Annotated in this window: 14 protein-coding genes; 10 read left to right on the top strand and 4 right to left on the bottom strand. The window is 64.0% G+C overall.

Annotated features, from left to right (window positions below; all coding sequences use genetic code 11):
• Positions 1 to 3 precede the first annotated feature (3 nt).
• Positions 4 to 636 (bottom strand): HAD family phosphatase, encoded by a 633-nt coding sequence (locus M653_RS0122765; protein ID WP_027145416.1) that lies wholly within the window; start codon positions 634 to 636, stop codon positions 4 to 6.
• Between the two features lie 241 nt (positions 637 to 877).
• On the opposite strand from M653_RS0122765, the gene M653_RS0122760 reads away from it, so the two are divergent.
• Positions 878 to 1,837: a sugar-binding transcriptional regulator gene (locus tag M653_RS0122760; RefSeq protein WP_027145415.1), complete on the top strand. Its 960-nt coding sequence runs from the start codon at positions 878 to 880 to the stop codon at positions 1,835 to 1,837.
• A 25-nt stretch (positions 1,838 to 1,862) separates the two neighbouring features.
• Here M653_RS0122760 and M653_RS0122755 read toward each other — a convergent pair whose 3' ends face one another.
• Positions 1,863 to 2,048, bottom strand: a complete 186-nt coding sequence (locus M653_RS0122755; protein WP_027145414.1) for a hypothetical protein — start codon at positions 2,046 to 2,048, stop codon at positions 1,863 to 1,865.
• Positions 2,049 to 2,158: 110 nt separating this feature from the next.
• Between M653_RS0122755 and gcvA the strand changes: the two genes are divergently transcribed.
• The 9 genes from gcvA to M653_RS0122705 all read left to right on the top strand — a co-directional run bounded on the left by gcvA (position 2,159) and on the right by M653_RS0122705 (position 12,240).
• Positions 2,159 to 3,064: a transcriptional regulator GcvA gene (gene gcvA / locus M653_RS0122750; RefSeq protein ID WP_027145413.1), complete on the top strand. Its 906-nt coding sequence runs from the start codon at positions 2,159 to 2,161 to the stop codon at positions 3,062 to 3,064.
• Positions 3,065 to 3,334: 270 nt separating this feature from the next.
• On the top strand, positions 3,335 to 4,645 hold the full coding sequence (locus M653_RS0122745) for a sugar ABC transporter substrate-binding protein (protein ID WP_027145412.1): 1,311 nt from the start codon (positions 3,335 to 3,337) through the stop codon (positions 4,643 to 4,645).
• A gap of 123 nt (positions 4,646 to 4,768) precedes the next feature.
• Complete coding sequence (locus M653_RS0122740) at positions 4,769 to 5,641, top strand: sugar ABC transporter permease (protein WP_027145411.1); 873 nt, start codon at positions 4,769 to 4,771, stop codon at positions 5,639 to 5,641.
• Between the two features lie 11 nt (positions 5,642 to 5,652).
• Positions 5,653 to 6,477: a carbohydrate ABC transporter permease gene (locus M653_RS0122735; protein ID WP_027145410.1), complete on the top strand. Its 825-nt coding sequence runs from the start codon at positions 5,653 to 5,655 to the stop codon at positions 6,475 to 6,477.
• 50 nt (positions 6,478 to 6,527) lie between these two features.
• Complete coding sequence (locus M653_RS0122730) at positions 6,528 to 7,532, top strand: ABC transporter ATP-binding protein (protein WP_027145409.1); 1,005 nt, start codon at positions 6,528 to 6,530, stop codon at positions 7,530 to 7,532.
• A gap of 10 nt (positions 7,533 to 7,542) precedes the next feature.
• Complete coding sequence (locus M653_RS0122725; protein WP_027145408.1) at positions 7,543 to 8,313, top strand: L-iditol 2-dehydrogenase; 771 nt, start codon at positions 7,543 to 7,545, stop codon at positions 8,311 to 8,313.
• Positions 8,314 to 8,479: 166 nt separating this feature from the next.
• Positions 8,480 to 9,958: a mannitol dehydrogenase family protein gene (locus M653_RS0122715; protein ID WP_027145407.1), complete on the top strand. Its 1,479-nt coding sequence runs from the start codon at positions 8,480 to 8,482 to the stop codon at positions 9,956 to 9,958.
• 15 nt (positions 9,959 to 9,973) lie between these two features.
• Positions 9,974 to 10,657 (top strand): HAD family hydrolase, encoded by a 684-nt coding sequence (locus tag M653_RS0122710; protein WP_027145406.1) that lies wholly within the window; start codon positions 9,974 to 9,976, stop codon positions 10,655 to 10,657.
• Positions 10,654 to 12,240 (top strand): FGGY-family carbohydrate kinase, encoded by a 1,587-nt coding sequence (locus M653_RS0122705; protein WP_027145405.1) that lies wholly within the window; start codon positions 10,654 to 10,656, stop codon positions 12,238 to 12,240. The genes M653_RS0122710 and M653_RS0122705 overlap by 4 nt, the downstream gene beginning before the upstream one ends.
• A gap of 9 nt (positions 12,241 to 12,249) precedes the next feature.
• On the opposite strand, the gene ugpC is transcribed toward M653_RS0122705, so the two are convergent.
• Positions 12,250 to 13,335: a sn-glycerol-3-phosphate ABC transporter ATP-binding protein UgpC gene (gene ugpC / locus M653_RS0122700; RefSeq protein WP_027145404.1), complete on the bottom strand. Its 1,086-nt coding sequence runs from the start codon at positions 13,333 to 13,335 to the stop codon at positions 12,250 to 12,252.
• 3 nt (positions 13,336 to 13,338) lie between these two features.
• Complete coding sequence (locus M653_RS0122695) at positions 13,339 to 14,385, bottom strand: NAD(P)-dependent alcohol dehydrogenase (protein ID WP_027145403.1); 1,047 nt, start codon at positions 14,383 to 14,385, stop codon at positions 13,339 to 13,341.
• Positions 14,386 to 14,398: the final 13 nt, after the last annotated feature.

Below are 14,398 nucleotides of genomic sequence, written 5' to 3'. Positions count from 1 at the left end.
GGGCTACAGTCCGAGCTGAGCCCGCAATTCCGCGGCGCTATTGATGACGACCGCGCCGGGCGGTCCTTCCATCGGCTTTTCAGGCCAGAAGATGGTCTTCATTCCCGCCGCCAGCCCCGCCATGGCGCCCGGCCAGCTGTCGTCGACCGCGACGGCGTGCGCAGGATCGACGTCCGCCAGATAGGCGGCGCGCAGGAAAGGCTCGGCGTGCGGCTTGCCTTCGCGCACGTCGTTGCGGCTGATCGTCTTCATGCCGGGGTAAGTCAGCCCCACCATGTGCAGGTTGGCGTCGACGATCATCCGGTCCGAATTGGAGACCACCGCCTGCTGCACACCGAGCGCGCGCAGTTCGTTGAAGACCTCGATGGCGCCTGGGCGCGGCTTCAGCCCCTCGACCAGCGGCAGGTAATGCTCATATTTGTGAACGATCCATTCGTCGAAGGGCAGTTGCAGCCCGAACTCGTCGCGCATCATTTCGTAGACCGGCCAGGCGGCGACGCCGAGCACGCGCTCATGCAGATCGTCAGGCGGCGTGAGGCCGGCATTGCGCATCGCTGCAATGAGGGCTGCTTCGTGCAGCGGTTCGCTGTCGACCAGCGTGCCGTCCATGTCCCAGAAAACCGCCTTCGGTGTCATGCAGCGCTCCTTTTTGCGATCCCTTAAAGGGTTTGCGACGGGAGATAAACCTTTAGCGGCCGCAGAACATGCCTTCTGATGAAAACGGAACCCGCCGCGCTTTCTCCAGCCGGATGATAGTGAAGAAAACTCCGCTGTATCGGTGTAAGCATTTGCTCTTGAGATTGACAATTGCGCAGGCGGTCATTCCCTGCGAAACTGATATGACCGCCTGATGATCGGCGGTTTCGGGAGGCAGGACGTGAATACCCGGCAGGATGGCGGCACCAACAGGCTGGACGACGCGGCGCGCGCCGGCTGGCTCTACTATGTTGCCGGCAACACGCAGGACCAGATCGCCGCCACGCTCGGCATATCGAGGCAGACGGCGCAGCGGCTGGTGTCGCTGGCGGTGTCGGAAGGCCTGATCAAGGTCCGCGTCGATCATCCGATCGCCAACTGCCTGGATCTTGCCGCGCGGCTGAAATCGCGCTTCGCGCTCGACCTTGTCGAGGTGGTGCCGAGTGACCCCAGTTCATCCTCCACGACCATCGGCATCGCCGAAGCGGCGGCCGCCGAGATCGAGCGGCGGCTTCGGTCGCCGATACCGCTCGTCATGGGCATCGGCACCGGACGCACGCTGAAGGCGGCGATCGAACAATTGCCGCCGATGGAATGCCCGCAGCACAAGGTGGTGTCCTTGACCGGCAACATCTCGCCGGACGGTTCGGCCGCCTTCTACAACGTCATCTTCACCATGGCCGACAGGGTCAAGGCGCGGTCCTTCCCGATGCCGCTCCCGGTCATCGCCTCCTCGCCGCAGGAGCGCGAGATGCTGCTCAACCAACCGATGATCCAGCCGACGCTGGCGCTTGCCGCCGAGGCCGATGTCACCTTCATCGGCATTGGCGACCTTGGGCCGAAGGCGCCGCTCTACGAGGATGGCTTCATTTCCGAAAGCGAGCTGAAAGCCCTGCAGAAGGCCGGCGGCGTCGCCGAAATCGTCGGCTGGGTGTTCGATCGCGAAGGCCGCATAATCGAGGGCATCACCAATGACCGGGTGTCGTCGGCGGCGCTGCCGTCGCGTGAGAAGTCGCTGGTCATTGCGCTTGCCATGGGCGAGCGCAAGCTGCCGGGCATCATGGCGGCCGTCAACCGCCGGCTGGTCAACGGGCTCATCACCGACGAGCGGACGGCGGCCGCCCTGCTGGCCAGCATTTGACGGCTTGGTGATAAAGCCAGCAAGGCTATTGGTGCCGGCCGAAAGGGTCGTTGCCGTCGAGAAAACCGAGGTCGCGCAGCAGATGCGGCGACAGGTCCCTGATATCAAGATGTGCCTTTTTTCTGGTCGCGAACCAGCCAAACCCGTCCACAAGCCACGAAATCCAGCGATGATCGGGAGCGGGAGTGCATTTTTGCTGCGCCATGGTCATGATCGTCAACCTTCGTTATCCTGAACCCGAATGACGGGTTGAGCATCAATGTCGGCCTTGCCGGCCGCCTTTGCCAATCGAACGTCGATAACGACCCATAAGGATGCCTTATGCCTGACCTCAGCGCGCCACAGCTTTCGCAACTCCCGCCGCTGCAGGCGATCCGGGTGTTCGAGGCGGTGGCGCGGCATCTTTCCTTCACCAAGGCCGCTGGTGAACTCGCCATGACGCAAGCGGCCGTCAGCTATCAGATCAAGGTGCTGGAAGAGCGCGTCGGCGCGCCGCTGTTCCTGCGCCGGCCGCGACAGATCGAACTCACGGAAGCCGGCCAACGCCTGGCGCCGGCCGTCAGCGAGGCCTTCGCCATTCTTAGCCAGGCCTATGCCGCCGCGCGCGGCGGTGCGGACGGGCTGCTATGTGTCACCACGGTGCTGACCTTTGCCTCCAACTGGCTGGCGCACCACCTCGGCGCGTTCCAGATCGCGCATCCGTCGCTTGCCGTACGGCTCGAGACGTCGAGCCGGCTGACGGATTTCGCCCGCGAGGATGTCGACCTTGCCATCCGTTCGGGCGGCGGCAAATGGCCGGGGCTGGAAGCCCACAAGCTGCTCGATGCCGATTTCACGCCGATGCTGAGCCCGAAGCTCGCGGCGAGCATCGGCGGCATCAACGAACCGACCGATCTGCTCAAGCTGCCGATCCTCGATCCCAGCGATATCTGGTGGACACAATGGTTCGAGGCCGCCGGCGTGCACAGCCATGACCTTGCCAGGCGTCCCGGCAGCAGCATGGGCGCGCAGGCCTATGAAGCCAACGCGGCCATATCGGGCCACGGGGTGGCGATCCTGACCAGGGCGCTGTTCAAGGCCGAACTCGCCGACGGCCGGCTCATCCAGCCGTTCGACCTGGTTGGCGACGACGGGCACGCCTACTGGCTGGTCTACCCCGAGGCGCGCCGCAACGTGCCCAAGATCCGCGCCTTCCGTGACTGGCTGCTGGCCGAGATCGCCTGCTGACCGGCGGACAAGTTGACTGGCAGACAAGCTGACCGGCAGACAAGCTACCGGCAGACCGGGCAAGAAAACCACATCTCGTTCAGGAGGCTTTCGGCCCTGCCGCCCGGATCCCAGGCGGGGACAATCCGAGCCCTGTTGCCGATCGTCCGCCGCCATGCGCCGGTCGCGTGCTGCGCTGCAGCATCGAATCCGGCTTGACATAATTCACACCAAGTGAGTAATTGCTCATAACCAAGGCAAATGCTCATCTTGGTTTATGGGAGGAATTTGATGAAACTTCGCACGCTCACCCTGGGCTTGTTGTCCGCCAGCGCGCTTGCGTTCGCCGCACACGCCGAATCCATCACCATCGCCACTGTCAACAATGGCGATATGGTCCGCATGCAGAAGCTGACCGACGACTTCACCAAGGCCAACCCCGACATTCAGCTCAACTGGGTCACGCTCGAAGAGAACGTGCTGCGCGAGCGCGTCACCACCGACATTGCCACCAAGGGCGGCCAGTATGACGTGATGACCATCGGCACCTACGAGGTTCCGATCTGGGCCAAGCAGAGCTGGCTCTTGCCGCTCGACAAGCTCGGCGACGACTACGACGCCAAGGACATCATCCCGGCCATCGCCGGCGGCCTCTCGGTCGATGGCAAGCTCTATGCCGCGCCCTTCTACGGCGAAAGCTCCTTCGTCATGTACCGCAAGGACCTGATGGAGAAGGCCGGCCTCAAGATGCCCGACGCGCCGACCTGGGACTTTATCAAGCAGGCCGCCGATAAGATGACCGATCGCGCCAGTGGCGTGAACGGCGTCTGCCTGCGCGGCAAGGCCGGCTGGGGCGAGAACATGGCCTTCCTGACCGCCATGTCGAACTCGTTCGGCGCCCGCTGGTTCGACGAGAACTGGAAGCCGCAGTTCGATCAGCCCGAGTGGAAGAAGACGCTGCAGTTCTATGTCGACCTGATGAAGGCCGACGGTCCCGAGGGCGCCTCGTCCAACGGCTTCAACGAGAACCTGGCGCTCTTCCAGCAGGGCAAGTGCGGCATGTGGATCGACGCCACCGTGGCGGCGTCCTTCGTCTCCGACCCGAAGAACTCGACCGTCGCCGACAAGGTCGGCTACGCCCTGGCGCCCGATAACGGCCTCGGCAAGCGCGGCAACTGGCTGTGGGCGTGGTCGCTCGCGATCCCGGCCGGCACGCAGAAGGCCGACGCCGCCGAGAAGTTCGTCTCCTGGGCCACCAGCAAGCACTATGCGGAGCTCGTCGCGTCGAAGGAAGGCTGGGCCAACGTACCTCCGGGCACGCGCTCCTCGCTCTATGCCAATCCCGAGTACCAGAAGGCGGCTCCGTTCGCCAAGATGACGCTGGACTCCATCAACGCCGCCGACCCGACGCATCCGACCGTCAAGCCGGTGCCCTATGTCGGCGTGCAGTTCGTCGCCATCCCCGAATTCCAGGGCCTTGGCACCACCGTCGGCCAGCTCTTCTCGGCGGCTCTTGCCGGTCAGTCGAGCGTCGACGATGCGCTGAAGCAGGCCCAGGACGCCGCGACCGCGGCGATGACCGAGGGCGGTTATATCAAGTAAGGCTCCTCCCGGTGCCGAATGCCGGCCGACGATCATGACCGGCAACGGCCGCCCGAAACCCAGTTCGGGCGGCCGCCTTCAACGCCTCTGATAATTCAGTTTGATCCTTGAAGGGTGACCGTCATGGCTACTCAGCAGACCCGTTCGCTTGCCCGATTCATGATGGCGCCATCCGTGGTGCTGCTGCTGGTCTGGATGGTTGTTCCGCTCGCTCTCACGCTGTGGTTCTCCTTCCAGCAGTACAATCCGCTTAATCCCATGCGCGATGGCTTCGTCGGCCTCTCGAATTACGCGCTGTTCTATTCCAACCCGGCTTTCCTGCAGTCGATCCTCAACACGCTTGTCCTGGTGGTCAGCGTGCTGCTGATCACGGTGATCGGCGGCATCCTGCTGGCGCTGCTCATCGATCAGCCGATGTGGGGCCAGGGGATCGTGCGCATTCTCGTCATTTCGCCGTTCTTCGTCATGCCGCCGGTGGCAGCGCTGGTGTGGAAGAACATGATCATGCACCCGCAATATGGCGTCTTCGCCGATATAGCCCGCTTCTTCGGGGCGCAACCGATCGACTGGTTCGGGCAGCATCCGATGACGGCGATCATCATCATCGTCGCCTGGCAGTGGTTGCCTTTCGCGACATTGATCCTCCTGACCTCGCTGCAGTCGCTCGACGGCGAGCAGAAGGAGGCCGCCGAGATGGATGGCGCCGGCTTCATCAGCCGCTTCATCTATCTGACGCTGCCGCACATGTCGCGGGCGATTACCGTGGTCATCCTGATCCAGACGATCTTCCTGCTCTCCGTCTATGCCGAGATCCTGGTCACCACCAATGGCGGCCCGGGCTATGCCTCCACGAACCTGCCCTTCCTTGTCTACCAGAAGGCGTTGCTGGAGTTCAAAATCGGCCAGGCATCCGCGGGCGGTGTGATCGCCGTCATTCTCGCCAACATCGTCGCCTTCTTCGCCATGCGCGCCGTCGGCAAGAACCTGGACAAGTAAGGGAGGTCAAGATGGCACGCGCAGTCACTACCCAGCACAAGACAATCGCGACCGTCGCCGCCTGGATCGTCGCCCTGCTGATCTTCTTCCCGATCCTCTATACGATCATCACCTCGTTCAAGTCGGAACAGGAGGCGATCCAGGGCTTCAACCTGATCCCATCGGGGACCTTCGAAAGCTATGCCGAAGTCCAGGCGCAGAGCGGCTATTTCAAGTTCTTCCTGAACTCGGTGCTGCTCTCCGTCGGCTCGACCATCCTGGCGCTGCTGGTCGCCATTCCGGCGGCTTGGTCGATGGCGTTTTCGCCGACCAAGCGGACCAAGGACATCCTGATGTGGATGCTGTCCACCAAGATGATGCCGGCGGTCGCCGTGCTGTTTCCGATCTACCTGATCTTCCGCAATCTCGGCCTGCTGGACTCGCGCATCGGCCTGATGGTCATGCTGATGCTGATCAACCTGCCGATCGTGGTGTGGATGCTCTACACCTACTTCCGCGAGATCCCCGGCGAGATCCTGGAAGCGGCCCGCATGGACGGGGCATCGCTGTGGAACGAGATCATCTACGTGCTGACGCCGATGGCGGTGCCGGGCATCGCCTCGACCATGCTGCTCAACATCATCCTGGCCTGGAACGAGGCATTCTGGACCATCCGGCTGACCACCACGGACGCTGCTCCGCTGACCGCCTTCATCAGCTCCTTCTCCAGCCCGCAAGGCCTGTTCTGGGCCAAGCTTTCGGCGGCCTCGACGCTGGCCATCGCGCCGATCCTGATCATGGGCTGGTTCAGCCAGAAGCAGCTGGTGCGCGGCCTGACCTTTGGTGCGGTGAAGTAACGGAAATTGCCTGAAGCAATCGGCGAAAAATAGCTCTCGGGGAGGAAACCATGGGAAACATCACGCTCAAGAACGTCTCCAAATCGTTTGGATCGACGTCCATCATCCCCGGTCTCGACCTGGTGATCGAGAATGGCGAGTTCGTCGTCTTCGTCGGCCCGTCGGGCTGCGGCAAGTCGACATTGCTGCGGCTGATCGCCGGCCTCGAGGACACCAGCGGCGGCACCATCAACATCGATGGCCGTGACGTCACCGGCGAGGCGCCGGCCAAGCGCAAGCTCGCCATGGTGTTCCAGTCCTATGCGCTTTATCCGCACATGACGGTTGCCAAGAACATCGCCTTTCCGCTGAAGATGGCAGGCGAGGACCAGGCGACCATCGACAGGAAGGTGAAGGACGCGGCGCGCGTGCTCAATCTCACCAACTATCTCGAACGCCGTCCCGGCCAGCTCTCCGGCGGTCAGCGCCAGCGCGTCGCCATTGGCCGCGCCATCGTGCGCCAGCCCTCGGCCTTCCTGTTCGACGAACCGCTGTCCAACCTCGACGCGGCACTGCGCGGCACCATGCGGCTCGAAATCAGCGAACTGCACCATCAGCTCAAGACGACAATGATCTACGTCACCCACGACCAGGTCGAGGCCATGACCATGGCCGACAAGATCGTCGTCTTGAACGCCGGCAACATCGAGCAGGTCGGCTCGCCGATGGAGCTCTACAAGACGCCGCGCAACCTGTTCGTCGCCGGCTTCATCGGCTCGCCGAAGATGAACCTGATCGAGGGCGCGCCGGCTGACAAATACCGCGCCAAGACGATCGGCATCCGGCCCGAACATATGCAGATCTCGACCACGGCGGGCGACTGGAAGGCGACGGTCGGCGTTGCCGAGCATCTGGGCTCCGACACGTTTCTGCATGTCCAGGCCGATGGCGTCGGACCGCTGACGGTGCGCGCCGACGGCGAACTGGCCGTGCATCATGGCGACACGATCTACCTTACACCCGACAAGGCCAAGCTGCATCGCTTCGGCGCTGACGGCAAGGCGATGGCCCAGTGAGGGTGGGGCAGTGAGGCTGAAAGGCAAATCGGCGCTGATCACCGGGTCGGCGCGCGGCATCGGCAGAGCCTTCGCCGAAGCCTATGTGCGCGAAGGCGCCACGGTGGCGATTGCCGATATCAACCGTGAAGCCGCCGAGAAGACGGCCGCCGCGATCGGCGACAACGCCTATGCCGTCAAGCTCGACGTCACCGACCAGGCATCCATCGATACCGCGGTCAAAGCGGTGGAGAGCAAAACCGGCGGTCTGGACATCCTGATCAACAACGCCGCTCTGTTCGACCTGGCGCCGATCGTGGAGATCTCTAGGGCGAGCTACGAAAAGCTTTTCTCCGTCAATGTCGCCGGCACGCTGTTCATGCTGCAGGCAGCCGCCCGCTCGATGATCGCGCGGGGGAAGGGCGGCAGGATCATCAACATGGCGAGCCAGGCCGGGCGTCGCGGCGAGCCGCTGGTCGCGGTCTACTGCGCCACCAAGGCCGCGGTCATCTCGCTGACGCAGTCGGCCGGGCTCGACCTGATCAAGCACCGCATCAATGTCAACGGCATCGCGCCCGGCGTCGTCGACAGCGATATGTGGGACGAGGTCGATGCCTTGTTCGCCAAATACGAGAACCGGCCGAAAGGCGAAAAGAAGCGGCTGGTCGGCGAGGGCGTGCCGTATGGCCGCATGGGCAAGCCGGAAGACCTCGCCGGCATGGCCGTGTTTCTCGCCAGTGACGAGGCCGAATACATCGTCGCACAGACCTACAATGTCGATGGCGGCCAATGGATGAGTTGAAAAGGACGAGTTGAGCGGGGAAGGCGCTTCTCTCTTTTCCTCCGGAGAAGGCGCCTCGGGGGCGGATGAGGGGCAGCATACTGGAAAACCAGGTGCGGCCCCTCATCCTCGCCCTCCCGAAGGAGGCGAAACAGTCGGGCTGCAAATCGGCCAAAGGGTAAAGCAGATGACCGTGAAACTCTCTTCCTCGAGCCTAGGCACGCTTCCGTCCAAGGTCGCAGGTCCGAATTATGACCGGTCGGCGTTGAAAGCCGGCATCGTGCATTTCGGCGTCGGCAATTTTCACCGCTCGCATCAGGCCGTCTATCTCGACGACCTGTTCGGTCAAGGCGTCGGTCATGATTGGGCGCTGGTCGGCGCTGGCGTATTTGATGGCGAGAAGATCGGCCGCGGCAAGCTTGAGGAGCAGGACTGGCTGACCACCGTGGTCGAGCAGGACGAAGGCCACATGAGTGCCCGCGTCACCGGCGCGATGATCGATTTCCTGATGCCGGGCGACGCCGCCGGCATCGTCGACCGGCTTGCCGACCCGGCAATCAAGATCGTATCGCTGACCATCACCGAAGGCGGCTATTTCATCGATCCGGCGTCCGGCGTCTTCAACCCGACCCATCCCGATATCGTCGCCGACGCACAGCCGGGCGCCACACCGAAAACGGTGTTTGGCATCATCCTGGCCGGGCTGGCGCGACGCCGCCAGGATGGCATCGTGCCGTTCACCGTCATGTCCTGCGACAACATTCCCCACAGCGGCCATGTCACGTCGGATGGGGTGATCGGTCTCGCCCGCCTGATCGATGAGGACCTGGCGAGCTGGGTCCGCGACCACGTCGCCTTTCCAAACGCCATGGTCGACCGCATCACACCGGCGACCACCGACCGTGAGCGCAAGATCCTTGCCGATGATTTCGGCCTCGAGGACAATTGGCCGGTGTTCTGCGAGCCGTTCCGGCAATGGGTGCTGGAAGACCATTTCACCGATGGCCGCCCGCCGCTGGAAAAGGTCGGCGTACAGTTCGTCAGGGACGTCGCCCCTTACGAGCTGATGAAGATCCGCATCCTCAATGGCGGCCACGCCGCCATCGCCTACCCGGCCGGGCTGATGGACATCCACTTCGTCCATGAGGCGATGCAGGAGCCGCTGGTGCGCGGTTTCCTCGACAAGCTCGAGCATGACGAGATCATCCCGACAGTGCCGCCGGTACCGGACACGGTGCTGGAAGACTACTACCAGCTCATCGAGAAGCGCTTCTCCAATCCCAAGATCGGCGACACGGTGCGCCGCCTCTGCCTCGACGGCTCCAATCGCCAGCCGAAATTCATCATCCCGACCATCGCCGACCGGCTGAAGGCGGGCAAAGGCGTTGCCGGTCTGGCGCTGGAATCGGCGCTGTGGTGCCGCTACTGCTTCGGCACGACGGACAGCGGGGCGGTCATCGAGCCCAACGACCCGAGCTGGGACCGGCTGCAGGCAACGGCAAAGGCGGCAAAGGACGCGCCCGCCGCCTGGCTTGCCATGGACGATATCTATGGCGATGTCGGCCGCGCCACCGCCTTCGTCGAGGCCTTCGCCCACGCGCTCAACGTGCTCTGGGCCAATGGCGCGCGCGCCACGCTGACGCGCTATCTCGCCGGCAAGCTCTGAGAGCCAGCCGGCATCATGACGCCTGAACTGGTCATCTTCGACTGCGACGGCGTGCTGGTCGACAGCGAGGCGCTCTCCGTCTCGGCGCTGCTCGGCATGATCGAACTTGCCGGCGGCCGCATCGGCGAAGACGCCGCCTACGAGCATTTCCTCGGCAAGAGCATGAAGAGCGTGCGCGAAATCCTTGGCCGCGACTTCGGCCTGGAGATCAGCGATCAGCATCTCACCGCCATGCGCGTCGACCTCATGCGAAAGTTCCGTGAGGAGCTGAAGCCGATCGCCGGCGTCAAGGCGATGCTGCCGAAGCTCGGCCTGCCGTACTGCGTCGCTTCTTCCGGCACGCTGGAACGCATTCGTTACGCGCTCGACGTCACCGGCCTGCTGACGCTGATGGAGCCGCATCTGTTCAGCGCTGCCATGGTTGCCAGGGGCAAGCCGGCACCGGACCTTTTCCTCCACGCGGCCGCCGCGATGCGGGCGCAACCGCGAAATTGCCTGGTCATCGAGGACAGCCCGGCCGGCGTCGCGGCCGCGCTCGCGGCCGATATGCGCGTCTTCGCCTTCACCGGTGGCGCACACGCCGGCAATCCGGGATTGAAAGCGCGGCTTGCGTCGACCGAACCGGACTTTATATTCGCTGACATGCTGCAATTGCCCGATCTGATTGCAGGCCTGGGAGCGAGAGTTAGAGCATCTTGACGAAACAGTTTGTTTGCGCAGTCGATGTCGGCACCGGGAGCGCTCGCGCGGGCATTCTCGACGCCAGTGGTACCTTGCTTGGCCGCGCCGAGCGGCCGATCGCCATGAACCAGCCAAAGCCAGATCATGCCGAGCATGATTCACGCGACATCTGGGCCGCCGTCTGCACCGCCGTGCGTGCCGCGCGGGAAAAGGCCGGCGTCGCCGCCGAGGATGTTGCCGGTATCTCCTTCGATGCCACCTGTTCGCTGGTCGTGCGTGACAGGCAGGGCGGCCAGCTCAGTGTGTCGACCAGCGGCGACAAGCGCTGGGACACCATTGTCTGGCTCGATCACCGTGCCATCGCCGAAGCCGACGAATGCACCGCGAGCGGCCACGAGGTGCTGAATTACATCGGCGGCGTCATGTCGCCCGAGATGGCGACGCCGAAGCTGATGTGGTTGAAGCGCAATCTGCCGAAGACGTGGAACGAAGCCGGCTATTTATTCGACCTGACCGATTTCCTGACCTGGCAGGCGACGGGCTCGCTGGCCCGCTCGCAATGCACGCTGACAGCGAAGTGGACTTATCTGGCGCACCAGGATACCGCGTGGCAGCGCGATTTCTTCGAACTCGTCGGCCTCGACGATCTTTTTGAGCACGGCAATCTGCCGGAGCGGGCCAGTCCGGTCGGCGCCGATATCGGTCCGTTGACGGCGCAGGCAGCGGCAGAACTCGGCCTGACCGAAAACTGCCGCGTCGGCGCGGGCGTCATCGATGCCTATGCCGGGGCGCTTGGCGTGCTCGGTGGCTTTGCCGGCGACGATCAGAATATCGGTCGCCATCTGGCGCTGATCGCCGGCACCTCATCCTGCGTCATGGCAATGTCGCCCGACCCGCAGCCTTTCGCCGGTGTCTGGGGCCCTTACTATGGAGCGGCACTGCCGAAGCTGTGGCTGTCGGAGGGTGGCCAGTCGGCGACCGGCGCGCTGCTCGACCACATCATCCGCTGGCACGGCGCCGGCGGCGAGCCGAACGCGGCCATGCATGCCAGGATCGCCGCGCGCGTCGCCGAACTGCGCGCCGCCGAGGGCGAGAGCCTTGCCGACCGGCTGCATGTGCTGCCGGATTTCCACGGCAACCGCTCGCCGCTTGCCGACCCACATGCCGTTGGCGTCGTCAGCGGGCTGACGCTGGATTCGTCTTTCGACAGTCTGTGCAAGCTTTACTGGCGCACCGCCGTCGGCATCGCGCTCGGCGTGCGCCATGTGCTGGAGGCTCTGAACGAGAACGGCTATCTGATCGACACGCTGCATGTCACCGGCGGCCACACCAAGAACCCGCTGCTGATGGAGCTCTATGCCGACGCCACCGGCTGCACGGTGGTCGAGCCGCTGGCCGACGAGGCGGTGCTGCTCGGCACCGGCATGGTGGCGGCGACCGCCGCCGGGCTTTTCCCCGATCTCAACGCTGCCTGCCTTGCCATGCAGCAGGGCGGCAGGACACGCGCCGCCAACCCAGCGGCCGGCGCCCGCTTCGATCGCGACTACCGGATTTTCCTGGAAATGCACCGGCAGCGGCAGATGCTTGACGCGATCCGGTAGGCTTTTGCGCTATTGCCTGCGCAGGGACGCGCCCGATGTCGCGTCGAACAGGTGAATGTCATTCTCCTCGAAAGTAAAGCGGACGGGAGCATGCAGTACCGGGCAGTCGCGTGCCGGAACCAGTGCGCTGATCTCCTTGCCGCCGGAGCCGAATGTCACCAGCGCGTCATTGCCGTGGAATTCGATGAGATCGGCAGTGCCTTGCAATAGGCCGGCGGCGCCGGCACCGGCCGTCTTCAGGTCCGGGGGCCGGATGCCCAGCACGGCGCGATCGCCCGGCTGGAGATGAAAGCCTGCCCCGTCTATCGAAAGCACGGTTCCGGCGCCGGTCAGCGTCCAGCGGTTCCCGGCCCGGCCGACCGTCACATCGACAAAGTTCATGTTCGGCGTGCCGATGAAGCCGGCCACGAACATATTGCGCGGCCGCCCGTAGATTTCCGCCGGCGAGCCGATCTGCTCGATGATGCCATCCTTGAGCAGCACGATACGGTCGGCGAGCGTCATCGCCTCCAGCTGGTCGTGCGTGACATAGACGGTGGTGGTCTTCAGCGACTGGTGCAGCCGCGCGATCTCGACGCGCATATGGTTGCGCAATTTGGCGTCGAGATTGGACAACGGCTCGTCGAACAGGAACACCTTGGGCGTCTTGATCATGGCCCGGGCGATCGCCACGCGCTGCTGCTGGCCGCCGGAGAGTTCGGCTGGCTTGCGGCCGAGATAGGGATCGAGCCCAAGCGTCCTCGACACCGCTTCGACCCGCTTGCGGATCTCGGGCGCCGGGACCTTCTGGCGCCGCAGCCCGAAGGCGATGTTGTCGAAAATGCTCATGTGCGGATAGAGCGCGTAGTTCTGGAACACCATGGCGATGCCGCGGTCGCCCGGATCAAGGTCGTTGACCACCTTGCCGCCGATCGAGACCTTGCCGCCGCTGATGTCCTCCAGCCCCGCCAGCATCCTCAGCAAGGTGGACTTGCCGCAGCCGGACGGGCCGAGGAACACGATGAATTCGTGCTCCTCGATCGAGAGATTGAGATCGCGGATCACCGTGGTGGCGCCATAGGCCTTGTCGACATGGGAGCAAACGATCGCGGACATTGGTCAGCCCTTTTCTCCGGTAAGCAGGATCTGCAGCTTGACGTCCTGCGGGTTGCCTTCGGCCGCCCGTTCGAACGCCTCGATGCTGTCGGCGAAATCATAGGTTCCGGTGATCAGCGGCTTGAGGTCGACCTTGCCGGAGGCGATGAGCTGCAGGGCGCGGTCGAAGATGTTGGCATAGCGGAACACCGTCTCGATGCGGACTTCCTTCGAGATCGCCGCCGGCACGTTGAGGGCCACCGGCTCCACCGGCAGCCCGACCAGCACCACCGCGCCGCCTGGCCGCACGACGTCGAACAGATCGGCGAAAGCCTTGGGGCTGCCGCTCGCCTCGAAGACGATGTCGGCACCCCAATTGTCGGTCGCTGCCGCGACGGCATCGACCAGCGACTGCTCGCCGACATTGACCGGCACGATGCCGGCATATTGCGCGGCGATCTTCAGCTTGGGCGCGGAAAAATCGGAAATCAGCACTTTCGAACTGCCGCCGGCAAGGGCGGCAAGCGCGATCATGATGCCGATCGGGCCGCAGCCGACGACGACGGCGACATCGCCCGGGACGATGCGGGCACGGCTAGCCGCCTGCATCCCGATGGCGAAGGGCTCGACCATGGCGCCCTCGGCGAAGGAGACATTGTCCGGCAGCTTGTAGGTGAAAGCGGCCGGGTGCACCGCATAGGGAGCAAGGATGCCATGCACCGGCGGGGTCGCCCAGAAAGTGACGTCGGGGTCGACATTGTAGATGCCGAGCTTTGTCGCGCGCGACGACAGGTTCGGCACGCCGGGCTCCATGCAGACGCGGTCGCCGACCTTGAGACTCCTGACATTGGCGCCGACCTCGACGATTGTGCCCGCGGCCTCGTGGCCGAGCACCATCGGCGCCCGCACGACATAGCTGCCGATGGCGCCGTGCGTGTAATAATGCACGTCGCTGCCGCAGACGCCGACCGTGTGGATGGCGATCCTGACATCGTCGGGTCCGACATCGAGCGGCAACGCGATCTCGCGCAGCGACAATTCACCTTTTTTCTCAAGCACCAATGCCCGCATCGGGTAAGTCCTC

Origin of the sequence: Mesorhizobium sp. WSM3626 (genome assembly GCF_000513935.1) — a bacterium.
Classification (GTDB): Bacteria; Pseudomonadota; Alphaproteobacteria; order Rhizobiales; family Rhizobiaceae; genus Mesorhizobium; species Mesorhizobium salmacidum.
The sequence above is the reverse complement of the archived record's forward strand: the minus strand, read 5'-3'. Positions and strand labels throughout refer to the sequence as shown.

What these genes read in the sequence shown, in the direction of transcription:
- M653_RS0122765 (WP_027145416.1), bottom strand. Translation starts at nt 636, where the DNA reads ATGACACCGAAGGCGGTTTTCTGGGACATGGACGGCACGCTGGTCGAC.
- M653_RS0122755 (WP_027145414.1), bottom strand. Translation starts at nt 2,048, where the DNA reads ATGACCATGGCGCAGCAAAAATGCACTCCCGCTCCCGATCATCGCTGG.
- gcvA (WP_027145413.1), top strand. Translation starts at nt 2,159, where the DNA reads ATGCCTGACCTCAGCGCGCCACAGCTTTCGCAACTCCCGCCGCTGCAG.
- M653_RS0122745 (WP_027145412.1), top strand. Translation starts at nt 3,335, where the DNA reads ATGAAACTTCGCACGCTCACCCTGGGCTTGTTGTCCGCCAGCGCGCTT.
- M653_RS0122740 (WP_027145411.1), top strand. Translation starts at nt 4,769, where the DNA reads ATGGCTACTCAGCAGACCCGTTCGCTTGCCCGATTCATGATGGCGCCA.
- M653_RS0122735 (WP_027145410.1), top strand. Translation starts at nt 5,653, where the DNA reads ATGGCACGCGCAGTCACTACCCAGCACAAGACAATCGCGACCGTCGCC.
- M653_RS0122730 (WP_027145409.1), top strand. Translation starts at nt 6,528, where the DNA reads ATGGGAAACATCACGCTCAAGAACGTCTCCAAATCGTTTGGATCGACG.
- M653_RS0122715 (WP_027145407.1), top strand. Translation starts at nt 8,480, where the DNA reads ATGACCGTGAAACTCTCTTCCTCGAGCCTAGGCACGCTTCCGTCCAAG.
- M653_RS0122710 (WP_027145406.1), top strand. Translation starts at nt 9,974, where the DNA reads ATGACGCCTGAACTGGTCATCTTCGACTGCGACGGCGTGCTGGTCGAC.
- ugpC (WP_027145404.1), bottom strand. Translation starts at nt 13,335, where the DNA reads ATGTCCGCGATCGTTTGCTCCCATGTCGACAAGGCCTATGGCGCCACC.
- M653_RS0122695 (WP_027145403.1), bottom strand. Translation starts at nt 14,385, where the DNA reads ATGCGGGCATTGGTGCTTGAGAAAAAAGGTGAATTGTCGCTGCGCGAG.